21 protein-coding genes are annotated in these 23839 nt (G+C 66.0%); 9 read left to right on the forward strand and 12 right to left on the reverse strand.

The genetic code is table 11. The features are described from left to right. Positions 1-13: 13 nt before the first annotated feature. Positions 14-3595, reverse strand: a complete 3582-nt coding sequence (locus BVG12_RS23995; RefSeq protein ID WP_075794581.1) for a M1 family aminopeptidase — start codon at positions 3593-3595, stop codon at positions 14-16. A 3-nt stretch (positions 3596-3598) separates the two neighbouring features. Beyond that, positions 3599-4492, reverse strand: coding sequence for an ABC transporter ATP-binding protein (locus BVG12_RS24000; RefSeq protein ID WP_075794582.1), 894 nt, complete (start codon positions 4490-4492; stop codon positions 3599-3601). Between the two features lie 218 nt (positions 4493-4710). Between BVG12_RS24000 and BVG12_RS24005 the strand changes: the two genes are divergently transcribed. Then, positions 4711-5163 (forward strand): hypothetical protein, encoded by a 453-nt coding sequence (locus tag BVG12_RS24005; protein WP_075794583.1) that lies wholly within the window; start codon positions 4711-4713, stop codon positions 5161-5163. A gap of 38 nt (positions 5164-5201) precedes the next feature. Further along, complete coding sequence (gene coq7, locus BVG12_RS24010; protein WP_075794584.1) at positions 5202-5849, forward strand: 2-polyprenyl-3-methyl-6-methoxy-1,4-benzoquinone monooxygenase; 648 nt, start codon at positions 5202-5204, stop codon at positions 5847-5849. Positions 5850-6063: 214 nt separating this feature from the next. Here coq7 and BVG12_RS24015 read toward each other — a convergent pair whose 3' ends face one another. The 5 genes from BVG12_RS24015 to BVG12_RS24030 form a co-directional block, all read right to left on the reverse strand. Next, positions 6064-6486: an OsmC family protein gene (locus BVG12_RS24015; RefSeq protein ID WP_075794585.1), complete on the reverse strand. Its 423-nt coding sequence runs from the start codon at positions 6484-6486 to the stop codon at positions 6064-6066. An 84-nt stretch (positions 6487-6570) separates the two neighbouring features. After that, positions 6571-7767 (reverse strand): ABC transporter permease, encoded by a 1197-nt coding sequence (locus BVG12_RS24020; protein ID WP_075794586.1) that lies wholly within the window; start codon positions 7765-7767, stop codon positions 6571-6573. Then, positions 7764-8498 carry an ABC transporter ATP-binding protein gene (locus BVG12_RS24025; RefSeq protein ID WP_075794587.1) on the reverse strand — a complete coding sequence of 245 codons (735 nt, stop codon included), beginning with the start codon at positions 8496-8498 and terminating at the stop codon, positions 7764-7766. Before BVG12_RS24025 ends, BVG12_RS24020 begins: the two co-directional genes overlap by 4 nt. A gap of 13 nt (positions 8499-8511) precedes the next feature. After that, positions 8512-8901 (reverse strand): alpha/beta hydrolase, encoded by a 390-nt coding sequence (locus BVG12_RS35290; protein WP_229503699.1) that lies wholly within the window; start codon positions 8899-8901, stop codon positions 8512-8514. Then, positions 8853-9926, reverse strand: a complete 1074-nt coding sequence (locus BVG12_RS24030) for an alpha/beta fold hydrolase (RefSeq protein ID WP_229503700.1) — start codon at positions 9924-9926, stop codon at positions 8853-8855. Before BVG12_RS24030 ends, BVG12_RS35290 begins: the two co-directional genes overlap by 49 nt. Before the next feature lie 269 nt (positions 9927-10195). Here BVG12_RS24030 and rplM point away from each other — a divergent pair, with 269 nt between their 5' ends. Then, complete coding sequence (gene rplM / locus BVG12_RS24035; protein ID WP_036235400.1) at positions 10196-10624, forward strand: 50S ribosomal protein L13; 429 nt, start codon at positions 10196-10198, stop codon at positions 10622-10624. A gap of 13 nt (positions 10625-10637) precedes the next feature. Continuing rightward, on the forward strand, positions 10638-11030 hold the full coding sequence (gene rpsI / locus BVG12_RS24040) for a 30S ribosomal protein S9 (protein ID WP_028102305.1): 393 nt from the start codon (positions 10638-10640) through the stop codon (positions 11028-11030). A gap of 149 nt (positions 11031-11179) precedes the next feature. Here the strand turns inward: rpsI and BVG12_RS24045 are convergent, their stop codons facing one another. After that, positions 11180-13411, reverse strand: coding sequence for a TonB-dependent receptor (locus BVG12_RS24045; protein WP_075794588.1), 2232 nt, complete (start codon positions 13409-13411; stop codon positions 11180-11182). Between the two features lie 191 nt (positions 13412-13602). Between BVG12_RS24045 and argC the strand changes: the two genes are divergently transcribed. The 5 genes from argC to BVG12_RS24070 all read left to right on the forward strand — a co-directional run bounded on the left by argC (position 13603) and on the right by BVG12_RS24070 (position 19502). Further along, entirely contained in the window at positions 13603-14640 is a 1038-nt protein-coding gene (gene argC / locus BVG12_RS24050; RefSeq protein WP_075794589.1) for an N-acetyl-gamma-glutamyl-phosphate reductase, read from the forward strand. A gap of 119 nt (positions 14641-14759) precedes the next feature. Then, positions 14760-15176 (forward strand): bactofilin family protein, encoded by a 417-nt coding sequence (locus tag BVG12_RS24055; RefSeq protein ID WP_075794590.1) that lies wholly within the window; start codon positions 14760-14762, stop codon positions 15174-15176. A gap of 54 nt (positions 15177-15230) precedes the next feature. Next, a complete protein-coding gene (erpA, locus tag BVG12_RS24060) occupies positions 15231-15602 on the forward strand; it encodes an iron-sulfur cluster insertion protein ErpA (RefSeq protein WP_075794591.1) in 372 nt (123 codons plus the stop codon). 212 nt (positions 15603-15814) lie between these two features. Beyond that, complete coding sequence (locus tag BVG12_RS24065) at positions 15815-17248, forward strand: family 8 glycosyl hydrolase (RefSeq protein WP_075794592.1); 1434 nt, start codon at positions 15815-15817, stop codon at positions 17246-17248. Positions 17249-17270: 22 nt separating this feature from the next. Then, on the forward strand, positions 17271-19502 hold the full coding sequence (locus tag BVG12_RS24070) for a beta-glucosidase (RefSeq protein WP_075794593.1): 2232 nt from the start codon (positions 17271-17273) through the stop codon (positions 19500-19502). Between the two features lie 25 nt (positions 19503-19527). On the opposite strand, the gene BVG12_RS24075 is transcribed toward BVG12_RS24070, so the two are convergent. The 4 genes from BVG12_RS24075 to BVG12_RS24090 all read right to left on the reverse strand — a co-directional run bounded on the left by BVG12_RS24075 (position 19528) and on the right by BVG12_RS24090 (position 23766). Beyond that, positions 19528-20430: a DUF2145 domain-containing protein gene (locus BVG12_RS24075; protein ID WP_075794594.1), complete on the reverse strand. Its 903-nt coding sequence runs from the start codon at positions 20428-20430 to the stop codon at positions 19528-19530. After that, on the reverse strand, positions 20430-20897 hold the full coding sequence (locus BVG12_RS24080; protein WP_075794595.1) for a hypothetical protein: 468 nt from the start codon (positions 20895-20897) through the stop codon (positions 20430-20432). Before BVG12_RS24080 ends, BVG12_RS24075 begins: the two co-directional genes overlap by 1 nt. Positions 20898-21097: 200 nt before the next feature. Then, complete coding sequence (locus BVG12_RS24085; protein ID WP_075794596.1) at positions 21098-22198, reverse strand: anhydro-N-acetylmuramic acid kinase; 1101 nt, start codon at positions 22196-22198, stop codon at positions 21098-21100. A gap of 209 nt (positions 22199-22407) precedes the next feature. Then, positions 22408-23766, reverse strand: coding sequence for a M23 family metallopeptidase (locus tag BVG12_RS24090; protein WP_075794597.1), 1359 nt, complete (start codon positions 23764-23766; stop codon positions 22408-22410). Positions 23767-23839: the final 73 nt, after the last annotated feature.

Here is a 23839-nt window from a genome sequence, read left to right on the forward strand (position 1 = left end):
CATAACGTGAAGTTCAGTGCATGTCGACAGGCTGCATATTGTCTGTCGGCTTCCTGTCAATAAGCTTGTTGTCGGGGTCGATGCCGGCCCGCGCCGGACGGCCGTCGACCACCAGCACGACGCGCTGGTCGGCCTGCGTCACGAGCCGGCGCTCGCGCGCGAGCGGATTGCCGTCCTGGTCGTCGACGCCGAATTCGATGTAGTCGTGCAGGGGCTGGGCCTTTTCCTCGCCCTGGTCGCCGGCGCGCACCTTGCCGGCCGTGGCGCGGATCTCGACCTCGTATTTGCCGTCCGGCCGGCGGTGCGCCGTCGCGCTGTCGGCGTGGTTCTCGTACAGGACGATGGACTCGAACAGGTCGTCGATCAGGTAGGCCTTGTCCGGCGGCGTGATGCCCCGCAGGCGCTCGACCAGCGTCGACACGGTCGGATACGGCGGCCCCTTGAACGCGTACTCAAGCAGCAGGCCGTGCAGCACGCCGTTGACGGCATCCTCTCCCACCATGTCCTGCAGCAGATACATCGCGAGGCTGCCCTTGTGGTAGTGGATGTAGCTCTGGTTCTCGTTCTGCGCGAGCGGCAGCTCCTTCTTGTTCTCGCGCGCGCGGCCCATCAGGTATTCCTCGAGGTCGTAGCGCAGGAAGCGCCGCATCTTGCCGGAGCCGAGCGTGTTCTTCATCGTCATCAGCGCCGTGTATTCGGCCAGGCTTTCCGACAGCACGGTCGCGCCGCGCACGTCGGCGCCGACGATCTGGTGCGCCCACCACTGGTGGCCCACCTCGTGCGCGCTGACGTAGTACGGATAATCGATGTCCTTGCGCGAGTCCGGATCGACCTTGGCGATGAAGCCGACGCTTTCCGAGAACGGAATCGTGCCCGGCGCCGCCTGCGCGTACGACGCGTAGCGGGGGAACTCCGCGATGCGCAGCTCGCGGTTCTGGTAGGGGCTGAAGTGCTTGGTGCCGTATTCGAGGGCCGCCTTGGCGCCGCGGATCATGCGGTCGACATTGAACTCGTGGCCCGGATGGTAATACACGTCGATCGTCACGTCCTGCCAGCGGTCGTGGCGCACTTCGTAGCGGGCCGACTGGAACGTGTACATATTCAGCACGGGCTTGTCGGCCTTGTAATGGAACCAGCGCCGGCCGCCGCTCATCCACTCCTGTTCCAGCGTGCCCGGCGCGACGACCGTCTGGTCCGGGCTCGTGCTGACGACGGCGTCGAAGCGGACCCAGTCGGCGTCGTTGGCGATGTAGTTGTTCGCGCGCGCCGCCTCGTCCTCGCGCGCGGCCATGCGTTCGCGCGGCGCGAGGCCGTGGCGCTTGCGGTCGCGGTCGTCCTCCAGCTCGTACGTGGGCTGGTAGCCGACGTGCGGCAGGATCTCATTGGTGAAAAAGGTGCCGTTGCCGACGACGGCCGTGTCGCGGCCCAGCCCCAGCACGCCGCCGGGGGCGTCCAGCAGGTCGAATTCCAGCGCCACGCGCGCGCCCGGCTGCAGCGGGGACGCCAGCAGGTAGTGATAAAAGCCGTGCTGCGGATCGGCGCGCAGTAGCCGCGCCGCCTGCGAGAAGCGGGGACGCAGTGCCGGTCCGGGCTTCTGGAACAGGACGACGTCGCGGATCGGGGCGCCCGTGCGGTTTTCCAGCTGGTAGAAGCCGTGCACCTTGAGCGTGCGGGCGGCGGGATGGATATCGACCTGCAGGCCGACGTCCGTGACGCGCGGCTGCGGCAGTTTGGCGTAGCGCTTGTAGCGCAATTCGTAGTCGGCGCGCACCTGTTCCTTGTGCCAGGCCGTCTGGTAGGCGCCCAGGTGCACGAGGTTGTACCACAGCAGGCCGCCGCTGGCGGCGAAGATCAGGATGCCGGCCGCGAACCCGCTTAGCACGCCGGGCGTCAGGCGGCGGCGCGCCAGTTGCAGGCGTTCGGCGAAGGTGTCGCTCACGCCGCGCGGCCACAGCACGAGCGCCAGGGTGAACAGGACGATGGCGGCGCCGCCCCAGTAGACTTGCAGCGCGCGCTGCAGCGACAGGTAGTGGCCGAAGCCGTTCATGGCCGAATAGGTCACGTCCGGCAGCGCGCCGTACACGAGCATCGGGTGGTCGAGGCCGAAACCGCCGAGGAACAGCGTGATGACGTAATACGTCACCAGCGCGAAGTAGGCGAGGTATTTGTGGTTCAGGATGGCCTGGGCGGCGATCGCCAGCACGGCCAGCAGCACGTAGCGGGGCAGCAGGATGCCGAACAGCGTGGTGAGATACAGGCCGGGCTCCAGCGTCAGGTAGCCGCGCGCCAGCTGGATGCCCATCCCGCATACCATCGCAGCCAGCAGCAGCAGCGCCTGCAGGCCGACGAGGGCGATGGTCTTGGCCGCCAGCGGCAGCCAGCTGGGCACCGGCAGCGCGTCCAGCATCTGCGCCATGCGCGCCTCGCGCTCGCGCCACACCATTTCGCCCGCATAGAACGTCGTGACGACCAGCAGGAACAGCGCGAACACGTCGCGGATCAGTTCCAGCACCAAGTACGTCACGGGGTACGTCTTCGTGCCGTAGATCGCGCCCAGGTCGAGCGAGCTGACGACGAGGGTCAGCATGCCGGCCAGGACGATCACGGCGAAGTAGACGTTCTTGACGGATTCCCGGAACGCGAGCCAGCCCGATTTCGCCAGCAGCACGGCGAGGCTGCGCGCGGCGAAGTCGGGCGTCTCGTGCATATCGGCCATGCTGGACGGCGCTTGCGGTGCCGCTTCCGGTTCGGGCCGCGCCTGGCCGCGTTTGCCGGCGGGCGTCGATACGAAGCTGAAGCGCCAGTAGCCGAGCAGCAGGACGACGAGCGAGAACGCCGACCAGAGCGCGCGGTTGATCAGGTAGACACCGGCGAACGGGACCTGCAACGTGTTGCGTTCCGTGAGGCTCCAGTATTCGGTGAGGCGGATCAGCGCCGTCGTGCCGAACGGGTCGATCAGCGCCGCGAGCGTCTTGTAATCGAGGTCGCGCGCCAGCGACGGCGCGACGATGTAACCGATCAGCATGACGACGCTGGCGACGTACACGGCCAGCATGCGCCGCGTGAGCGCCGCGAGCACGAAGAAGATGGCGCCGAAGATGAACAGGTTCGGCAGCAGCGTGAGGAAGTAGGGAAGCAGATAGCCCGCCACCGAATAGGGCCCGACGCGGGCGGGATCGATGCCGGGCAGCGCGGCCCCCAGCAGGGTGCCGAACAGGATCGAGGAGAACACGGCGGCCAGCGTGGCGAGCGCGCCGAGGAAGCGGCCGAACACGTAGGCGTATTTCGGGATCGGCGCGCTGAAGAAGAAGTGGTGCGTCTCGTACTCGAAGTCCTGTTGCACCGAGCGGCCCGTCATCGCGGCGACCACGATCACGCCGAGGGAGCCGAGGAAGGCCACGCTCAGCGCGATCTGGCGCGGCGCGTTGATCAGGACGCGGCCGCCGAACGAGACGAAGGCTTCCTTGAACACGCCGCCCGCGGCGGCCATCCACAGCAGGGCCAGCGCGAAGAAGGCGAAGAAATACACCCAGGTCGACAGCAGCTTCAGGCGCTGCCTGGCCTCGAAGCCGGCGATGGCGAAGAGCGCGCCCATGAATCAGCAGTTCCCTGCGAGGTCGTTGTGGCGGCCGGCGATGGTGGCGAAGTAGACGTCCTCCAGGGTCGGATGGATCGGCTCGAAGTCGTCGCCGGGATAGCGGTCGGCGTACACGTGGATCAAGGTGCGTCCGGACAGCAGACGCGTGGAGATGACGGTGTGGCGCTTCTGGAAGGCGGGCAGGTCCGATTTGCTCACGACGCGCGCCCAGATCTTGCCTTCGATGCCTTCGATGAGGCGGACCGGTTCGCCGCACAGCAGCACGTGGCCCTTGTTGATGATCGCCATGTTGGCGCACAGGTCGGCCACGTCGGACACGATGTGCGTGGACAGGATCACGGTCTTGTCTTCGCCGATGTCGGACAGCAGGTTGTGGAAGCGTACCCGTTCCTGCGGGTCGAGGCCGGCCGTCGGCTCGTCGACGATGATCAGCCGCGGGTCGCCGAGCAGGGCCTGGGCGATGCCGAAGCGTTGGCGCATGCCGCCGGAAAAGGTGCCCATCTTCTGGTTGCGCACCTCGAACAGATTGGTCTGCTGCAGCAGGGCGTCGACGACTTCGCGCCGGCGGTGGCGCTGCGACAGGCCTTTCAATTGCGCGAAATGGTCGAGCAGTTCGTACGCGGTCACTTTCGGGTACACGCCGAAGTCCTGCGGCAGATAGCCCAGCAGGCGGCGCACCTCGTCCTTTTCGTCGAGCACGTCGATGTCGTCCAGGAAGACGGAGCCGCTGTCGCACTCTTGCAGGGTGGCGAGGATCCGCATCAGGGTCGACTTGCCGGCGCCGTTCGGCCCCAGCAGGCCGAACATCCCCGGCGGGATGCTCAGCGTGACCTTGTCCAGTGCGACCACGCCATTGGCATAGGTCTTGGACAGGTTGCGGATTTGTAATTCCATGGACACTCCCGTTGCACGTGACAATGCACGCATTTCATGACTGTTGCATTGTATTAAAAACGAGCTGATGCGGCAGCAGCCGTGCGATACACGGCGTTTTCACAAGTCCAGAGTGCAGAAAAGCGGGAGCAGGATGCAGGCCAGCATACGGTACGGCATGCTTTCTGTCTACTTTGGCAACATTGCCCGTGATATCGTGACGGGCGCATAATGGCTCCATGGATACCCTCATCAAGGACAAGATCCTGGCCGTCACGCGCCAGGGCCGCACCCGGGCCGAGTCGACGGACTGGTTCCGCGTCACCGTCGGCCTGTACTACCTGGCCGGGCTGATGACGAAAGAAGCCATCGATTTCAAGACCGTCGACCGCGACTTCAACCGGTTCATCTACCACACGATCGGCGGCGGCCACACGATCACCAGCATCCTGCAATTCATGAGCGGACAGCGGGTACTGCCGATCGTGCAGTCCGAGCGCTACATGGCAGCCTTCACGTCCACCTGCACCGACGTGCCGGCCGATTCGATCCCGTTCCTGCTGGAGTTGAATCTGGGCGTGGCGAAGAATATTTCGAAGCTGGACGTGGCCGGGCCGCTGCACGACTGGCTCGAAGCGCAGAAGCTTGCGCAGAAGACACGTGACGGAGGGGCAGCCGCGGAGGGCATATAATTCGGCTTATCGAAAACCTGAGCTGAATAAGGCGATCCATGGCAACCGCAACCCGAAACATCACCCCCCTCGACCACCTGATCGCCGGTTTCGACAAGGCGTTGCGCGTGGTGGGCGGCGTCGCTAAGGCCGCGCGTCCGAATCCGGGCGTGTCGGCGCCGGACTGCGAACTGAATGCGCAGGAACAGCGCCACAGCGCGGGGCTGATGCGCGTGAACCACGTGGGCGAAGTGTGCGCGCAAGCGTTGTACGATGCCCAGGGCCGCCGTGCCTCCACGAACGCCATGCGCGCGCAGTTCGCGCAATCCGGACGCGAGGAAGAAGACCACCTGGCCTGGACGGCCGAGCGCCTGGCCGAGCTGGGCTCGCAGCCTAGCCTGCTGAATCCGCTGTGGTATGCCGCCGCCTACGCGCTGGGATTGGCCGCGTCGCGCCTGGGCGACGCCGTCAGCCTCGGCTTCGTCGTGGAGACCGAGCGCCAGGTGGAGGCCCACCTGAACAGCCACCTCGAGCAACTGCCGCCGCACGACGCGAAGTCGCGCGCGATCGTCACCCAGATGCGCGACGACGAGATCGCGCACGGCGCCAAGGCCGAGGCGATGGGCGCCGCCGAGATGCCGTTGCCGGTCAAGGCGGCGATGCGCGCCATGTCCAAGGTGATGACGACGACGGCGTATTACATCTGATAATTTGATTGGCTGGCTGCACCCGACGGCGTGAACGATCGGCGACGTTGCCGCCGGCCACGCGTTCACGCGACATTTTCATGCCGTGGTAGAAAACCGGCGCCGTGAGCGTTTTCGACGGATTGAGCGGTACGTATCACCGCGTGGAGTCATTGAGTCCGCGGGACTCAATGACGAGCCGTCCACCCTACGGCGTCATCGTCCGTTCGGACGATCACGCCTCGACGATCTCGAACGAATGCGTGATCTCGGCCGTCTTGGCCAGCATGATCGACGCCGAGCAGTACTTGTCGTGTGACAGGTTGACGGCGCGTTCGACGGTCGCCGGCTTGAGGTTGCGGCCCGTGACGATGAAGTGGAAGTGGATCTTCGTGAACACCTTCGGGTCGGTCTCGGCACGCTCGGCCGTCAACGTGACGTCGCAGCCGCGCACGTCCTCGCGGCTGCGCTTGAGGATCAGCACGACGTCGTAGGCGGTGCAGCCACCCGTGCCGAGCAGCACCATTTCCATCGGGCGCGGCGCCAGGTTGTGGCCGCCGCCTTCGGGGGCGCCATCCATGTTGACCAGGTGGCCGGAGCCGGTCTCGGCCCGGAAACTCATCCCGGACGGTCCGTTCCAGCTGACTTTGACTTCCATCGATTTCTCCGCTTTGGTAGATGTGTGAAGACATCCATTCTAAGCCAGCGCGGCGCGCCGTGCTGACGCGAGGGTCATTCCCTTTCAGACGGCCAGCACGTAGCGCTCGCTCTTCATGCGCCACGCGGCGAACGCGACGGCCGCCCACGCCGCCAGTGCCGAGCACAGGAACGTCAGCACGAACGGCAGCAGGCCGATGTCGCCGCCCTTGGCCGTTTCGCGCAACAGGGTCTGGTTCGACAGCATCGGCACGAGGTACATCCACGACGCCGTTTTGAGTTCCAGCATCGACACGGCGAGCCCCGGCAGCATCGGCACCAGCATCACGATCGACAGCACGCTCTGCGCTTCCTTGAACGAGCGTGCGTTCATCGCCACCGCGATCTGCATGCCGGCCGCGAACAGCGACAGCGGCACGGACGCCAGGCAGACGAGCAGCAGCCGCCCCCAGCTCACGCGCCAGGTCATGCCGATTTCTTCCAGCGGCATCCACGACAGGATCGCATGCGCCAGCATCAGTTCCAGCGTGATGCCGATGACGGCCAGCGCCGCCGCGGCCAGCCATTTGCCGGCGACGAGTTCCCACGTGCGCACGGGCTGCGCCATCAGCACCTCGAGCGAGCGGCGTTCGCGTTCGCCCGCCGTGGAATCGACCGCCGCCGACAGGCCGCAGATGAACGCGGGGAAGAACAGGAAGCCGAGGATGCCGCCGATGACGCCGGCCGAACGCGCGGCCGTCGTGCCCGTGTCGTAGCGCTGCACCTGCACGGGCGACAGCGCCGCCGGCGACACGCCGTGCGCCAGCAGGCGCGCGCTGGCGACGTTGGCGCCGTAGGCGTTCAGCACGTCCTCGACGTCGCGCCGGCCATCCTGCTCCGTCGACGAATCGAACCACAGCTCGATGCGCGCCGGCCGCATCGCTTCGTAGTCGCTCGCGTACTTGCCGGGCAGGCGCAGCACGGCGGCGGCCTTGCGGGCGCGCAGCAGCTCGCCGATCGCGGCTTCGTCCAGCGGCGGCGTGTCGTGGATGGTGACGTTCTTTTGCTTCAACTGGGCCATCAGCGTGGGCGCCTGCGCGCCGCCGATCACGGCCAGCACGATGCCTTCGCGCTCGGGCTTCGTCGCGCGGTCGATCCATTGGTGCAGCAGGACGCCCAGCAGCATCGGGTACATCAGGGTGAACAAGGCCAGGAGGCCCAGCGAGCGCTTGTCGCGCAGCGATTCCCTGAACTCTTTTTTGAACACGACGAAGAACTTGAGTTGTCGATGCGGGGCGGTCATGAGACGATCCCCTCGTCGGTGCCGACCAGGCGCACGAACGCGTCTTCCAGGTTGGCGATGCCGGTACGCCGGCACAGGTCCGCCGGCGTGCCCTGCGCCACGGTATGGCCCTTGGCGATGACGATCACGTCGTCGCACAGGTGACTGACTTCCTGCATCACGTGCGTGGCCATCACCACGCAGCAGCCCTCGGCACGCAGGGTGGACAGCGCATGGCGCACGGCGCGCGTGCTCATCACGTCCAGGCCGCGGGTGGGCTCGTCCAGCAGCAGATGGCGCGGGCGGTGCAGCATGGCGCGCGCCAGGGCCACCTTGATGCGCTGGCCCTGCGAAAAGCCCTTGCTGCGGCGTTCCAGGATGTCGTCCATCGCGAGCATCTCCGCGACCTCGTCGATGCGCCGGCGCAGCGTGGCGTCTTCCATGCCGTTCAGCTCACCGAAATACGTGAGGTATTCGCGCGTGGACAGGCGCTCGTACAGCCCGAACTGGTCGGTCAGAAAGCCGATGTTGGCGCGCACCGCGAGCGGATCGCGTTCCGGGTCGACGCCGTCCACCAGAATGGTGCCGTGGTCGCGTTTCAGCATGCCGACGAGGGTGCGCAGCAAGGTCGTCTTGCCGGCGCCGTTGGGACCCAGCAGGGCCGTGATCTGGCCGTCGCGCGCCGTGAAGCTGACGCCTCCCAATGCCTGGACGGCGCCAAACTGTTTGCGGACTTCGTGTGCTTCGATCATATGGGACCCATGTTCAGGGTTGCGGTCCGGCGCTGCCGAGCTGGAAGGTCGGGGCCGGGATCTCGTTCAGGCAGGCGCCGTCGACTTTTGCGTCGGGGCGGTCGAGGAAGGCGCGCAGCAGGCGCGGCGCGCAGCCCAGCTGCGACACGCCGTGGCCGACGTTGGGCGCCGTCAGCAGCTGGGCTTTAGCCATGTAGCGGGCCGCCTCCCGGGCGCGGCGCGGCGGCGTGACGGGGTCCAGTGCGCCGGACAGCAGCAGCGCGGGCGCGTCGATGCGCGCGGGCGCAACGTACGGCACGGGCGGCACGTTCATCGTGCGGCACAGCCCGCGCAGGCGGTCGCCCAGGGTGCGCGTCAGCGGGCTCGCATCAAGCGCCGCCAGCGCGGGCGTAAAACGCGGCATGTCCTCGGCGCAGACGACGGCCAGGTGCAGCAAGGTGGCCGGCGAGTCCTCGGGGAAAAGTCGGCGGCCAGGTTGCGGCGCGCGACGAACGGTTGCCAGCGGCCTTGGCTGGCGCTGTGCACGAGGAAGGGCAGGCGGCGCGCGTCGGCCGGCGAATACAGCATGTTGCGCACGGTGTCGAGCAGGCGCGCGCTCGTCATCGTGACGTCGACCTGGCGCGCCGTGCGCGGATCCGGCAGGTTCAGTGTCAGGGGCGCCGCATCGAGCTTGCCGACGAGCGCGTCGAATTCGGCGCGCAGATCCGGGTAGGCGCGGGCGCAGGCGGCATCCTTGGCGCACTGCGCGAACAACTGGTCGAGCGCGGCCTGGGCGTCGCGGCCGCCGGCCGGGATCACCTGGTCGGGCGCGGCGACGGCGTCGAGCAGCAGCGTGCGCACGCCGGCCGGGTAGGCGCGCGCATACGCCTGCGCGAGGCGGGTGCCGTACGAGCCGCCCCACAGATTGATCTTTTCATAGCCCAGCGCCCGGCGCACGGCGTCGATGTCGCGCGCGGCCGCGGCCGTCGTGTAGGCGGCGAACGGGGCGCGGCTGGACGCGATGCAGCGGCGCATGGCGGCGTCGGCCTCCGGATCGCTCAACTTCGCATCTTCGTCGACGTCGGACGGGCATTCGAGCTTGCCGGACAATCCCGTGCCGCGCTGGTCGATGAACACGATGTCGCGCGTGGCGCGCACGCGCTTGAACGCGGTGGACAGCAGGGGCAATACGTCGCTGCCCGCTTCGCCGGGGCCGCCGGCCAGCACGAACAGCGGATCCGGCCGCGCGCCCTGGCGCAGCGCGGGGGCGATCGTCACGTGCAGGTTCAGGGTGGCGGGCTTGCCGGGTTCGAGCGGGACGGGCAGGGTCAGGCAGCGCAGGGCTTCCTCGACGCCGGGCAGATGGCAGCTGCGCGTGGCAGCCGCGGCCGGCGTGGATGGAGCGGCGGTCATCAGCAGTGCGCCCAGGAGCAGGATGGATTTCAACAAGCGGTCTCCTCTTCGATGCGGATCATACTAGTTTGGCATGGATTTTGCGGTCAATGAAAAGTTGCAAAATTGCATGATCCAGCGCGGATGTCTTTGCGTTGTCTCCACCCCGGTGCGCGGGCGGGGGCGGCTTGACTGTCGGGTATGGAATCGGATATAGTCGTGGGCTTTCCATTTGCTCGGGAAAAGACAATAAGGCAGAGTCCGCGAAGCAGTATCGCCCGCGGAACCACCATTCGAGCATTACTACCCTATATTAGGAAGTCAACATGAAAACTTTTTCCGCTAAGGGCCATGAAGTCCAGCGCGATTGGTACGTGATTGACGCGACGGACAAAGTCCTCGGACGTGTTGCCAGCGAAGTGGCACTCCGACTGCGCGGCAAGCACAAGCCGGAATTTACTCCGCACGTCGATACCGGTGATTTCATCGTCGTCGTCAACGCAGGCAAACTGCGCGTGACCGGCACCAAAGCCAACGACAAGAAGTACTACCGTCACTCGGGCTACCCGGGCGGTATCTACGAAACCAACTTCCTGAAAATGCAACAGCGTTTCCCGGGCCGCGCCCTGGAAAAAGCCGTCAAAGGCATGCTGCCGAAGGGCCCGCTGGGCTACGCAATGATCAAGAAGCTGAAAGTGTATGCGGAAGCCACCCACCCGCACGCTGCCCAGCAACCCAAAGCACTCGAAATCTAAGTAAGGAACTGACATGATCGGTAACTACAACTACGGCACCGGCCGTCGCAAGAGTGCAGTGGCCCGTGTGTTCATCAAAGCTGGCACCGGCCAGATCATCGTGAACGGCAAACCGGCCGCCGAATACTTCTCGCGCGAAACCGGCCTGATGGTCATCCGTCAACCGCTGGAACTGACCGGCAACGTCGAGCGTTTCGACATCAAGGTCAACGTGCATGGCGGCGGCGAGTCCGGCCAGGCAGGTGCAGTGCGCCACGGCATCACCCGCGCACTGATCGACTACGACGCAGGCCTGAAGGGCGACCTGGCACGTGCCGGTTTCGTCACCCGTGACGCCCGTGAAGTCGAGCGTAAGAAAGTTGGTCTGCGCAAAGCACGTCGCGCAAAGCAATTCTCGAAGCGTTAATTTGGATGTGCAGCGCCTTGCGCTGCTGCCGAAACGAAAAGCCGCCCGCTGCAAAGCCGGCGGCTTTTTTGTTGCCAAAAACCGGGGTCAGACCCCGGTTTTTGGCAATGGCAACTGGGAAAGAACCCAAAATCGGGCTCTGACCCCGGTTACAGTTTGCCGCTCAACGTCACGAAGAACTGGCGCGGGGCGCCCGCCAGCATCGTGGCGAACGTGCCGTTCGGGTCGCTCGTGACGAAGCCGTTCGAGCCGATCGTGCTCAGGTATTTTTTGTCGAACAGATTGCTCACGTTCGCCTGCAGCGACAAGTCCTTCAGCATGCCGACCGACTTCATGCGCCAGCCGGCCGACAGGTTCGCCAGCCAGAACGACGGCACGCCCGCGTCGTTCGTGTACGTGTAATAGCGCTTATCCGTGTACTTGCCGCCCAGGCGCGCGAACCAGGCGCTGCCTTCGTAGGCGAGCTCCGTCGCGAACATCGTGCGCGGCGTGTCCGTCACGCGCTTGCCGTCGATCTGCACCGGCTTGCCGTTGTCCGTGTAGTTCGATTTGTAGCGCGAATCGTTGTACGTGAACGAGTTGAACCACGCCAGCTCGCGCGCGAACTTCCAGACGGCAATCGCTTCCAGGCCTTTCGTCTCGACCTTGCCCACGTTGACGAACGTGCTCGGGCAGCCGACGATGCCGGCGCACGCGGCCACGCTCATCTGGCGGTCCTTGAAGTCGGCGTGGTACACGGCCACCGAGCCTTGCAGGGCATCCTGGCGGAAGCGCACGCCCAGGTCGGCCGTCGTCGACGTCTCCGGCTTCAGGTTCGGCGTGCCGAGGTCGAATGCCTGCTGCGTCTGCGAAAACGGACCCGACACGCCCGGCTGATACGCGCGCATATTGCGCGACACGGACGCGAACCCTTCCAGGTTGTCGGAGGCCTTGTAGTTCAGGCCCACCTGCGGCAGGAACGATTTCTCGGCCGTGATGGCACCCTGCGCGCGCGAGCCGACGCGATTGACGGCGTCGATGTGCACCTTCGGGCTCTTGAAGCCGGCGGAGAGCGTCAAGCGGTCCTGCAGCGCGATCGTGTCCTGGAGGTAGTATTGCGTCGTGGTGGTCGTGAAGTCCTGCTTGAAGCCGGTCGACATCGGATTGCTGAGGAACGTGTTCGTGTCGGACGGCCCGTTGACCGCATAGAAATTGCGCGTGAGCGTGTGCAGGTTGCGCTCGGCCCAGAAGCCGGCCGCCACCGTGTGGCCGTTGCCTTCCCAGCTCCAGTCTGCCAGCACGCCGTCGCGGTTGATCTTGTATTCCGTCGTGCGGATCGAGATGGGCATCGTGGGCGACGTTGCCGTGTACGGCGTGTACCAGTGGCCCTGGCCCTCGTTCTGGTGATGGTAGACCGTTGTCTTGAGGCGTGAAGACGGCGTCAGTGCGAGGTCGAGCGCGACGCCGCCCAGCCAGTCGCGGCGCAGGCCGCTGGCCTGGTAATAGGCATCGTCCATATTGTTGACGCCGCCGCTGTATTGCCCCTTGGCCGCGTTCACGGCGCGCTGCCAGTCCGGCGCGTAATTGTCCCAGTCAAAGCCGAGGCGGCGGATCATGTCCAGCGACAGGTCCTGGTAGTCGATCTCCACGCGCTTGGAATAGTTCAGGAAGCCGGACAGCGTGTTGTCGCCGAAGGCATGCACGAACTTGCCGTTGAACTGGTCCTGGTTCTGGTCGCCTTGTCCCTTCCACTTTTCCGCGCGCTGGCGCGTGCCGCTCAGATAGAACTTCGTGCCGCCGTCGAAGCGTCCGCTGTCCAGCCGGACGAACGTGCGCGACGTCGAATCGCTGCCGAACGTCTGGGCGAACGTGGCGCCCCGCGTCTCGCTCGGATCCAGCGTGAAGAACTGGACCGTGCCGCCGAGATTGCTCGTCGACGCCGTGCCGAGCGCACCCGCGCCCTGCGACACTTCGATACGGCCCAGGTTTTCCGCCGAGATCGCGCGGCTGATGTGCAGGCCGTTGTTGTTACCGTAACTCATGTCGCCCAGCGGGATGCCGTCCAGCGTGAACCCCAGCTGGCTCTGGCTGAAGCCGCGGATCGAGATGCGCGTCGACCATTCGTACGCGCCGAACGGATCGGCCGACTGGAAACTGACGCCGGGCAGCTTGTCGAGCACTTTCAGCGGACTCGTGCCGGGCACGGCCTGCGCGAGGTCGGCGCGGGTGATATTCTGGACTTGCCGGGTCTGGCCCCGTCCCGTCACTTCCACGATCTGCATCGGCGCCGGCGCACCCTCCGGGGCAGGGGCGGGCAGGTCGGGTTCCGCGGCATGGGCGCAGAAGGTGGTCAATTCCAGGGCGGCGAGGGCGATCAGCGTCAAGCGAAACGTCGTGGGCATGATTTTTCCAGAGGTTGTGATTGCAAAAGCGCAACAGTGTAAAAATGGCATGCGGATAGTAAGTAACGGTTGTGACGGCCTGATGACGCGCGGGAACAAGTCGGCCATGCGGCTACGCAGCACGCGCCGTAGCAGCCTGCTAAAATTGCAGGCTCGAACAAAACGTATCCATTTACCAAGGGGAAACAGACATGATCAAAGTTGGCATCGTTGGCGGCACCGGTTACACGGGCGTGGAATTGCTGCGCCTGCTCGCAGCCCACCCCGAGGCGCAGCTGACCGCCATCACGTCGCGCAAGGAAGACGGCCTGCCCGTCGCCGACATGTTTCCCTCGCTGCGCGGCCACGTCGACATCGCGTTCTCGAGCCCGGACAAGGCCGACCTGAAACAGTGCGACGTCGTGTTCTTCGCGACCCCGCACGGCGTCGCCATGGCCCAGGCGCCCGAGCTGATCGCCGCCGGCGTCAAGGTCATCGACCTGGCCGCGGACTTCCGCCTGAAGGACCCGGCCACGTTCGAGACGTGGTACAAGATTCCGCACAGCGCGCCCGAGCTGCTGGAAGAAGCCGTGTACGGCCTGCCGGAACTGAACCGCGACGACATCAAGAAGGCGCGCCTGATCGCGAACCCGGGCTGCTATCCGACCACGATGCAGCTGGGCTTTTATCCGCTGCTGAAGGCGGGCATCATCGACGCCGGCAACCTGATCGCCGACGCCAAGTCGGGCGTGTCCGGCGCCGGCCGCAAGGCCGAGATCGGCACGCTGTTCTCGGAATCGAGCGACAATTTCAAGGCCTACGGCGTGCACGGCCACCGCCACACGCCGGAGACGTCCGCCCAGCTGCAGCGCTACACGGACCAGAAGGTCGGCCTGATCTTTACCCCGCACCTCGTGCCGATGATCCGCGGCATGCATTCGACCTTGTACGCACGCCTCACGCAAGACATCACGAACGACGCGCTGCAAGCCCTGTTCGAAGAGCAGTACAAGGACGCGGAATTCGTCGACGTCATGCCGTTCGGCTCGCATCCGGAAACCCGCTCGACGCGCGGTTCGAACATGCTGCGCATCGCGCTACACCGTCCGGACAACGGCAACACGGTCGTCATCCTCGTCGTGCAGGACAATCTGGTGAAGGGCGCATCCGGCCAGGCCGTGCAGTGCATGAACCTGATGTTTGGCCTGCCGGAAAGCACCGGACTGAAGCAGATCGCGTTGCTGCCGTAAGCGCGGCCCCTCGGCAAGCTTTGGTCACACGATACAGATCAAGGCGGTAAGTGTTAGCGACGGTACATTGACCTTTGGACAGGGTGACGTTTGGTCACGCAACGCACAGGGGATCAATCATGTTCGGTCGTAACGCAAAAAGCGAAATCGATAGCCTGATCGGTATTTCCGCACGCATCGAAGGGGACCTCGTGTTCACCGGCGGGCTGCGCATCGACGGCGAGGTGCACGGCAACGTGGTGGCCGCGGACGGCAACGAGAGCGTGCTGATCGTTTCCGAGCACGCGCGCATCGAAGGCGAGGTGCGCTGCGCCAACCTGGTCGTCAACGGCTATATCGCGGGGACGGTGTATTCGTCCGACCTCCTTGAATTGCAGCCGAAAGGCCGCATACATGGGGATGTCCATTACCGCCTGCTGGAAATGCACGGCGGCGCCCTCGTCACCGGCAAGCTGACGCACCAGCCCGACCTGGCCGTCAGCGCCCCGGAACCGGTTTTCCACCTCGGCGTGGCGGCCGAAGGGGCTTCAGCATGACTGGCGCCAACGGTCTATAATGGACGAAATCCGAATCCAATCAGGAGTTTATCCATGAATGCAGTCGCCGAAGTGCAAAACGCACAAGACACGATCCCCTCGCCCATCAATTTCACCGACAGCGCTGCCCAGAAGGTTGCTCAACTGATCGAGGAAGAGGGCAATCCCGACCTGAAACTGCGCGTGTTCGTGCAGGGCGGCGGTTGCTCGGGCTTCCAGTACGGCTTCACCTTCGACGAGATCGTGAACGAAGACGACACGACGATGGAAAAGAACGGCGTTACCCTGCTGATCGACTCGATGAGCTACCAGTACCTGGTCGGCGCCGAGATCGACTACAAGGACGACCTCGAAGGCGCCCAGTTCGTCATCAAGAACCCGAACGCCCAGTCGACCTGCGGCTGCGGTTCGTCGTTCTCGATGTAAGCCCAACCCGTCTCGACATCGAAAACCGCCTCGGCATTGCCGGGGCGGTTTTTTTTCGTCCTCCGAAAAATGTCGGATGCTGCCGTCATTCCATTGCTAACAATGGCTAACAGGCAACTGTGCGTAGTACACTGACTGCGCCGATGGGCGTCCGCCGTGCGCGGATGTGGCGGCAAGGAGACATACAACCCCTATAAAACGAGAGAAAAACAATGTCGAGGGCCCCTCTTTTACTTGGCGGTGTTATCGCTATCATCCTTGCCTGGGCCGGTGCGGTCCAGGCGCAACCCGTATCCGCCGCCACGGCGGCCACCGACGGCGCGGGCGCCTACCGTTCCCAGCGCTATCGCAACCTGTTCGCCGAACGCCTGGGCCTCAGCCCGCAAGAAACCCATGCCCGGATCGAGCGCACCTTCCAGCAACTGTTCCACGGCGACGGCCAGGAGCAGCGCGTCTACTTCGAGACGGGCGCGAACGACAACGGCCCGCTCGCTTACATCACCGACTGGGCCAACAACGACGTCCGCACGGAGGGCATGAGCTACGGCATGATGATCGCCGTCCAGCTCGGCAAGAAGCGCGAATTCGACGCGTTGTGGAACTGGTCGAAGACATACATGCTGACGACCGACCCCGCCAATCCGTCGCGCGGCTATTTCGCGTGGTCGATGAGTACGGACGGTACACCGCGCGCCACCGGCGCCGCGCCGGACGGCGAGGAATACTATGCGATGGCCTTGTACTTCGCCGCGCGGCGCTGGGGCAACGGCAAAGGCATCTACCACTACCAGAAGGAAGCGGACACCATCCTGCGCGGCATGCGCCATCACCCAGTCGTGACGGGCACGCCGCCGTTTCGCATCCACCCGAATGATCCTCCGTTCGTCGAGCCGGATACGCCCTGGCCCAGCCCCAACAACCGCCACGAACAGGAACTGGCGCAACGAGCCGGCAAGCCGTGGCCTTTGCGCCGGCCGCATCGCGAAGCGCGTCCGGTGACGGTCGGACCGATGGTCGACGAGGCGCACGCAATGGTGCGTTTCGTACCCGAGACATTCATCCCCGGCACCGATCCGTCGTACCACCTGCCCGCGTTCTACGAGCTGTGGGCGCGCTGGGGACCACGCGAAGACCGCGCGTTCTGGGCAAGAGCGGCCGCGGTGAGCCGCGACTTTTTCGTGAAGACGGCCGATCCCGCGACGGGCCTCGGCCCCGACCGCGCCGATGTCGACGGCACGCCCTTGAAGAACTGGGACGGCAGCCCGGGTTCGTTCGGCTATGACAGCTGGCGCACGATCAGCAACTGGTCCGTCGACCGCAACTGGTGGAACAAGGACCCGCGCCAGCAGGCATTGAGCGACCGCGTCCAGCGCTTCCTGTCGTCGCAAGGCGTCGACCGCTTTGCCGACCGCTACACGCTGGACGGCAAGCCGCTGTCGGACCGCCACTCGACCGGGATGCTGGCCGCGGCCGCCGTCGGCAGCCTGGCGGCCACGCCGGGGCAGGTGTCCGACGACTTCCTGCGCGCGCTGTGGGACACGCCCGTGCCGAGCGGCGAACAGCGCTACTTCGACGGCATGTTGTATTTGATGAGCACGATGCACCTGGGCGGCGAGTTCCGCGTGATCGACGCCGCCCGCAAATAAAACCAACCACAAGGAGACAAGCATGATGAAAAAAACGACCGTCGCCGTTGTTCTCGCCTGCGCCGCGATGGGCGCGCAGGCGCAGGACCGCCCCTGGCTCGACAAATCGAAATCCGCCGACGAGCGCGCCCGCGCCGCCGTCGCCGCCATGACGCTCGACGAGAAGCTGCTGCTGATCGTCAGCTACACGGGCAAGGAAGACCTGGCCAAGCAGCCGGACGACATCGTGCCGCCCGCCGTGAAAGCCGACGTGGCGGCGCACGAGATCAAGGGCTCGGCCGGCTACGTGCCCGGTATCGCGCGCCTCGGCATCCCGCCGCAGTGGCAGACCGACGCGTCGATCGGCGTGCGCGTGAGCGGCATGGCGCGCACGGCGCTGCCGTCGTCGCTGGCGACGGCGGCCAGCTTCGATCCGGCCGTCTCCGAAGCAGGCGGCCGCATGATCGCGGACGAGGCGCACGCGTCCGGCTTCAACACCTTCCTGGCGGGCGGCGCCAACCTGGCACGTGAACCGCGCAACGGCCGCAACTTCGAATACGTGGGCGAGGATCCGCTGCTGGCCGGCCGCATGGCCGCGGGCCTCGTCAATGGGATCCAGGCGCGCCACATGGTGTCGACGATGAAGCACTTCGCCGTCAACGATCAGGAAAGCCAGCGCACGACGATCGACGTCACGATCTCGCCCGAAGCCATGCGCCAGTCGGACCTGCTCGCATTCGAGATCCTCAACGACCTGGCGAAACCGGGCTCCGTCATGTGCTCGTACAACCTCGTGAACGGCCGCTGGGCATGCGAGAACGAGTACCTGCTGAACAAGACCTTGAAACAGGACTGGAAGTTCAAGGGCTATGTGATGGCCGACTGGGGCGCCGTGCACTCGACGGCGGATGCGGCGAATTATGGCCTCGACCAGTTCACGGGCTACCCGTGCTGCAACCATCACGGCCCGTTCTATTCGGCCAGGAATTTCAAACAGGCGATGGACAAGGGCGAGGTCTCGATGCAGCGCCTGGACGACATGGCGCAGCGCATCCTGTGGCCGTTGTTCCAGACCGGCGCGTTCGACGATCCTCCGAAAGTCGGCAAGATGGATTTCGCCGCCAACGCCGCCGTGTCGCAGCGCGCCGCCGAGGAATCGCTCGTGCTGCTGAAGAACGAGAAGAACTTGCTGCCGCTCGCGCACGTGAAGTCGGTGGCCGTCATCGGCGGCCATGCCGACAAGGGCGTGCTGGCGGGCGGCGGTTCGTCCGGCGTGACGCCCGTCGGCGGCAATGCGGTGCCGGATCTGGCGCCGACGACGTGGCCGGGACCCGTCGTCTACATGCCGTCGCCGCCGCTCGCTGCGCTGAAGGCCGAACTGCCGAAGGCCAACGTCGCGTATGCGAGCGGCACGGACATCAGCGCTGCTGTCGCGCTGGCGAAGCAGTCCGAGGTCGCCGTCGTGTTCGTGACGCAGTGGATGGGCGAGGGCTTCGACGGCAAGCTGGAACTGGACGGCAACCAGGATGCCCTGGTGGCCGCCGTCGCGCGCGCGAACCCGAAGACCGTCGTCGTCGTGGAGTCGGGCGGCGCGATCCTGATGCCGTGGCTGAACCAGGTGCCGGCCGTGCTGGAAGCGTTCTATCCCGGCATCCGCGGGGCGCAAGCCATCGCGCGCATCCTGACCGGCAAGGTGAATCCCTCCGGCCACCTGCCGATCAGCTTCCCCGCGTCGAACGCGCAGCTGGCGCATGCGGAGATTCCTGGCTTCGGCAAGCCGGACGGCATCCCAGTCCACATCACGTATGACGAAGGCGCGGCGATCGGCTACAAGTGGTACGACGCGAAAGGGTATAAACCGTTATTCGCGTTCGGCCATGGCCTGAGCTACACGAACTTTACGGTCGCCGAACCGAAGGCGAACGTGGCGAACGGCGCGCTGACGGTGGGCGCCGCGCTGCGCAACACGGGCAAGCTGGCCGGCAAGGGCGTCGTGCAGGTGTATGTCGCGCCGGCGGACGTGAAGGCGTCGGGCTGGGAAGCGCCGAAGCGCCTCGTCGCGTTCCAGAAGCTCGACCTGCAGGCGGGCGCCGCGAACGCGTTCACGCAGGCCGTCGATCCGCGCCTGCTGGCCACGTACGAAGTCGCGGACAACAGCTGGCGCATCCGCGCGGGCACCTACCGCGTGCTGTTCGGGCAGGCGGCGGACGATCTGCCGGTGTCGGTGGACGTGACGCTGCCGGATATGGTCTGGAGCGCCGTCCACAAGGAATGACGGCGCCGGCCGTCGACGGCGGGTGTCAGGGCGCGAGGGCGATCACGTCGTCGCCCGGCAGCGGATCGCAGCCTGCACCCAGCGGCTCCCAGCCGCGGTGCACGACGATGTGGCGCTCGTCGTGGCACAGCTCCACGCGGCGCGTCTGCGGCGCTTCCTGGTGTACGAATTCCTCGATCGTCGTCGGCACGCTGATGTGCAGCGCGAGCGCGTGGATGTCGTCGAGCGGGTGGTCGCCCACGTGCACGAGGGGCACGAACTGGCCGGCGAACATCAGCCAGTGCGACGGGATGTTGACGGGGGTGGCCGCATAGCCTTGCGCGCGCAGCCACGCCTGCGCGCGGGCGCGTGCGGGATCGTGCGGGTCGAGGCGGCCCCACGCGAACGCGATCAGCTCCGCCACCCACTGGTTGCAGTTCTGGTAGCGTGTGCCGAAGGCATAGGCGTTCGCGCTGTACCGGTCGCCCAGCAGGGCGAGGGCCAGTGGCTTGTCCAGCGCGGCCCGTTCGAGCAGGGCGCTGTCCTCGGCGGGCGGGAACAGCAGCGCGACGTGGCCGTGCGTCGGGGCGTCGGCGCCCAGCACGAAGCCGGACATGCCCTGGTCGAACAGGCGCGGACGCGATTCGTCGCAGGCGTAGTACAGCTGGCGCACGGCCCACGGGCCGCCGGGATTGTGTTTCAGCGCGATGCCCGCGTGCGAATACAAGAGGCCGAAACGGCTCAGGTCCAGGCCCGCGCGCGCCACGAGGGCGAGGCTGCTGCCGGAGCGCGCCAGTTCGTCCTTGACGGCGGCGGCGAAGCGCAGCACGCGGTCCTGGTCGGCGGCCGTGACCTTGTCGGCGCGGTCGCAGAACGTCGGGATGCCGGCCCATGCGCCCGCGCTCGCGAACGACAGGAGCGCGGCCGCGACGAGCCGTCGGCACATCATCAGATGGTGACTTTGCGCGAGGCGAGGTCGCGATACCAGTCGTCCTGCAGCGCGAGGAAGAACGGCTGCTTCGTGTCGCCGTACGCGAATTCATAGCCGTACACGCGCTCGTTCACCTGCACGACTTCACCCTTGCCGACGCGGCGCTCGGCCAGCTCGCGGTCAGGGACGTCGACCCAGAACTCGGTGGTGGCATCGCCGGCGAAGGCGCGCAGGGTGACGCGCGTGATGCCGGCCTTGGCCGGCGCCTGGGCGACGTCGATCACGCGGTACGGGCCCGTCGCCACGCGGTTGCGGTCGCCGCTCGAGCTGTTGCTGGAGCCGCCGATCGAATCGGAGATGCTGCCCGACGAGGCCGAGCCCGCGCTGGAGGCCGAGGAGGTGAAGCTGTCGGCGTGGGCGGGGACGTACATGGCGGCGGCGGCCAGCGCCAGTGCGAGCGCGCGGGTGAAATTCGTGAAGGTCATGAGGGTCTTTCTTAAGCGTATTGGGTAGTCACAATGGTACAAGTACCGCGTGCCGCTGGGAAGGCGGCTGTGGTTTTGCTGAAAAGGCCCTGTGGGGCGGGCACCCTGTACCCACGCGGACGACAGCAGGACGCGAACGTCACCCGTGGGCACGGTGTGCCCACCCTACGAAGGCGGGCGTGGTTTTGTCGCAAACGGTGTCAGGCCGGATACAGGGCGCCGAGGACGCGCGGACCGGAGGCGCCCGTGACGGCCGGCAGATTGCCCGGCTGGCGGCGCAGGAAGCGGTAGCCCAGCCAGGCGAAGGCGAGGGCTTCCACACGGTTCGGGGCCACGCCCAGCGTCTCCGTCGACGTGACCGGGATGTTACCGCCGAGTGCGGCAGCGATGTCGCGCAGCAGCACGCCGTTGTACGCGCCGCCGCCGCACGCATAGACGGCCTGCGCCGGCCGGTCCGCCGTCTCGGCCCGGATGGCGCGCGCGATCGAGACGGCCGTCAGCCGGGTCAAGGTGGCCTGCACGTCGGCCGGATCGAGTCCGGGGCGCTGCGCCAGCTTCGCATCGAGCCAATGCGCGTGGAACAGGTCGCGGCCCGTGCTCTTGGGCGGCGGCTGGCGAAAGTAGGGCTCGTCGAGCAGGAGGTCGAGCAGGGGCGCGTCGACCGTGCCCGTGGTGGCCCAGGCGCCGTCCTCGTCGTAGGCCCGGCCCTGGTGGCGCGCGATCCACAAGTCCATCAACACGTTGCCGGGGCCGGTGTCGTAGCCGTGCACGCGGCCGTCGCCGTGCAGCACGCTGATGTTGCCGATGCCGCCGATGTTGACGACGACGCGCACCTGGCCGCGCTTGCCGAAGCGGGCTTCGTGGAACGCCGGCACGAGGGGCGCGCCCTGGCCGCCGGCGGCCACGTCGCGGCTGCGGAAGTCGGCGATGACGTCGATGCCGCATAGCTCGGCCAGCAGCGCGGAATTATTGGTCTGGCGCGTAAAACCCAGCTCGGGGCGGTGGCGGATGGTCTGGCCGTGCACGGCGACGGCCCGCACGGGGACCGGCGCGGCGGCGGCCAGGGTCTGCACGCACGCCGCGTAGCAGCGGGCCAGCGCATTGGCGGCCAGCGCTTCGCGTTCCAGTTCGTTGGCGCTGGCGGCCTGCAAGGCCATCAGTTCGGCGCGCAGGTCGGCCGGGAACGGCGTGAAGGCGGCGTCCAGGGTGCGGATGCCGCGTCCCGAAAAGTCGGCCAGCACGCCGTCGACGCCGTCCAGGCTCGTGCCGGACATCAGGCCGATGTAAAGAGAAGATGCCATCGTCGTGGTGGAGCCTCGAAAAACCTGCGCGTTGCCTGGGCGGCCTGCGATGCTCGCTGTACGCCTCGTACAGCTGCGCTTCCCGGCTCCCCAGGCTGCCGCCCGCTACGGTTCTTCGAGGCTCTTTGAGGTAGCGTTAAAACAAAACGCCTTGCACTGCATGGTGTCATGCGGTGCAAGGCGTTATCTTGCTTCGATTACGTCCGGGATCAGCGCGCGGCCATCGCGTTACCGGCCGGGGACAGCAGCGAGAAGCGGTGCGACATCTCGGCGGCGGCCATCTTGAAGCGGTTCATTTCGCCCGGCGTCAGCGGCTGCTGCTGCAGGTCTTTCAGCGCCATCGGGTCGGTGGCATGGCCGCCGATGCGGAATTCGTAGTGCAGGTGCGGGCCGGTCGCCCAGCCCGTGGCGCCCACGTAGCCGATCACGTCGCCCTGTGCCACTTTCTGGCCGCGGTGCAGGCCGCCGGCAAAGCGGCTCATGTGGCCGTACGCGGTGCTGTAGTTCGACCAGTGCTTGAGCACGACGACGTTGCCGTAGCCGTTCTGGGTGCCGACGAAGTCGACGACGCCGTCGCCCGACGCCTTGATCGGGGTGCCCATCGGGGCGGCGAAGTCGACGCCCTCGTGCTTCTTCCAGACGCCGAGCACCGGGTGCATGCGCATCGAAAAGCCCGACGAGATACGGTTGAACGCCACGGGCGACTTGAGGAAGGCCTTTTTCAGCGCCTTGCCGTCCAGGCTGTAGTAACCGCCCTGGTGGCTGACGGGGTCTTCGTACCAGACCGACTGGTAGGCAACGCCGCGGTTGACGAATTCGCCGGCCAGGATGCGACCCGTGCGCACCATCTCGCCATCCAGCCAGAAGGTTTCGTAGACGACATTAAAACGGTCGCCGCGCTTCAGGTCGGAGCGGAAGTCGATGCTCGTCGAGAACATCTCGATGATCTGGTTGACGACGGAATCGGGGATCTGGCTGCCGTCGCTGGTGTCGTCGGTGGCGGCGTACAGCGAGCTGGTGATGTTGCGCGAATGCATCTCGACACGGCGCTCGAGCTTGGCCGGCGCCGTGCTGGCGACGAATTTGTCGCCCTTGCGCGTCACGGTGACGGTTTTGAAATCGTCTTTGTCGGTGATCGTCGCATGCAGGCTCAGCAGCAGGCCGTTCTCGTCCGTCTCGGCCTGGATGCGCTTGCCGGTCTTGAGCGAGAGGATGGAGCGGGCGACCTTGTCGGCGCGGACGAAGGCTTGCGCTTGCTGGTCTTCGATGCCGAGGCGGTTGAACACGGCGCCCAGCGAGTCGCCGGGGCGGATACGTTCTTCGTGGATGAATTGCTGTTGGCCTTGCTGGAGGGCCGCGATCTGGTCTGCCAGGTTCGGCAGCTGCAGGTCTTGCGCGACCGATTTGACCGGCATGTCGGCGGCATCCGGTGCGATCGGCGCGACGGCGGTGGCGCCGAAGGCGCACAGTGCGAGGGCTGCGGCACCCCCGGCGACGATGCGGGTTTTGCGGCTCGTTTCAGCCAGACCAAACCAGCGCTTGCCGGTGATTTTCTGTATTGGGTTCATGCAATCAGTTAAAATTTACCGCTTGAACAGCCCAAGACCACGTGATTTTTTGTCTTTATTATTTCTTGTTGTC

This window comes from Massilia putida (genome assembly GCF_001941825.1).
Lineage (GTDB): Bacteria > Pseudomonadota > Gammaproteobacteria > Burkholderiales > Burkholderiaceae_D > Telluria > Telluria putida.

Excerpts from the sequence above, each read along its gene's own strand:
- BVG12_RS24005 (WP_075794583.1), top strand. The coding sequence starts at position 4,711 with ATGGATACCCTCATCAAGGACAAGATCCTGGCCGTCACGCGCCAGGGC.
- BVG12_RS24085 (WP_075794596.1), bottom strand. The coding sequence starts at position 22,198 with ATGGCATCTTCTCTTTACATCGGCCTGATGTCCGGCACGAGCCTGGAC.
- BVG12_RS24090 (WP_075794597.1), bottom strand. The coding sequence starts at position 23,766 with ATGAACCCAATACAGAAAATCACCGGCAAGCGCTGGTTTGGTCTGGCT.
- argC (WP_075794589.1), top strand. The coding sequence starts at position 13,603 with ATGATCAAAGTTGGCATCGTTGGCGGCACCGGTTACACGGGCGTGGAA.
- BVG12_RS24025 (WP_075794587.1), bottom strand. The coding sequence starts at position 8,498 with ATGATCGAAGCACACGAAGTCCGCAAACAGTTTGGCGCCGTCCAGGCA.
- BVG12_RS24080 (WP_075794595.1), bottom strand. The coding sequence starts at position 20,897 with ATGACCTTCACGAATTTCACCCGCGCGCTCGCACTGGCGCTGGCCGCC.
- BVG12_RS24045 (WP_075794588.1), bottom strand. The coding sequence starts at position 13,411 with ATGCCCACGACGTTTCGCTTGACGCTGATCGCCCTCGCCGCCCTGGAA.
- rplM (WP_036235400.1), top strand. The coding sequence starts at position 10,196 with ATGAAAACTTTTTCCGCTAAGGGCCATGAAGTCCAGCGCGATTGGTAC.
- BVG12_RS24020 (WP_075794586.1), bottom strand. The coding sequence starts at position 7,767 with ATGACCGCCCCGCATCGACAACTCAAGTTCTTCGTCGTGTTCAAAAAA.
- BVG12_RS24070 (WP_075794593.1), top strand. The coding sequence starts at position 17,271 with ATGATGAAAAAAACGACCGTCGCCGTTGTTCTCGCCTGCGCCGCGATG.
- BVG12_RS24015 (WP_075794585.1), bottom strand. The coding sequence starts at position 6,486 with ATGGAAGTCAAAGTCAGCTGGAACGGACCGTCCGGGATGAGTTTCCGG.
- rpsI (WP_028102305.1), top strand. The coding sequence starts at position 10,638 with ATGATCGGTAACTACAACTACGGCACCGGCCGTCGCAAGAGTGCAGTG.
- erpA (WP_075794591.1), top strand. The coding sequence starts at position 15,231 with ATGAATGCAGTCGCCGAAGTGCAAAACGCACAAGACACGATCCCCTCG.
- BVG12_RS23995 (WP_075794581.1), bottom strand. The coding sequence starts at position 3,595 with ATGGGCGCGCTCTTCGCCATCGCCGGCTTCGAGGCCAGGCAGCGCCTG.
- BVG12_RS24065 (WP_075794592.1), top strand. The coding sequence starts at position 15,815 with ATGTCGAGGGCCCCTCTTTTACTTGGCGGTGTTATCGCTATCATCCTT.
- BVG12_RS35290 (WP_229503699.1), bottom strand. The coding sequence starts at position 8,901 with ATGCCGCGTTTTACGCCCGCGCTGGCGGCGCTTGATGCGAGCCCGCTG.
- coq7 (WP_075794584.1), top strand. The coding sequence starts at position 5,202 with ATGGCAACCGCAACCCGAAACATCACCCCCCTCGACCACCTGATCGCC.
- BVG12_RS24075 (WP_075794594.1), bottom strand. The coding sequence starts at position 20,430 with ATGATGTGCCGACGGCTCGTCGCGGCCGCGCTCCTGTCGTTCGCGAGC.
- BVG12_RS24055 (WP_075794590.1), top strand. The coding sequence starts at position 14,760 with ATGTTCGGTCGTAACGCAAAAAGCGAAATCGATAGCCTGATCGGTATT.
- BVG12_RS24000 (WP_075794582.1), bottom strand. The coding sequence starts at position 4,492 with ATGGAATTACAAATCCGCAACCTGTCCAAGACCTATGCCAATGGCGTG.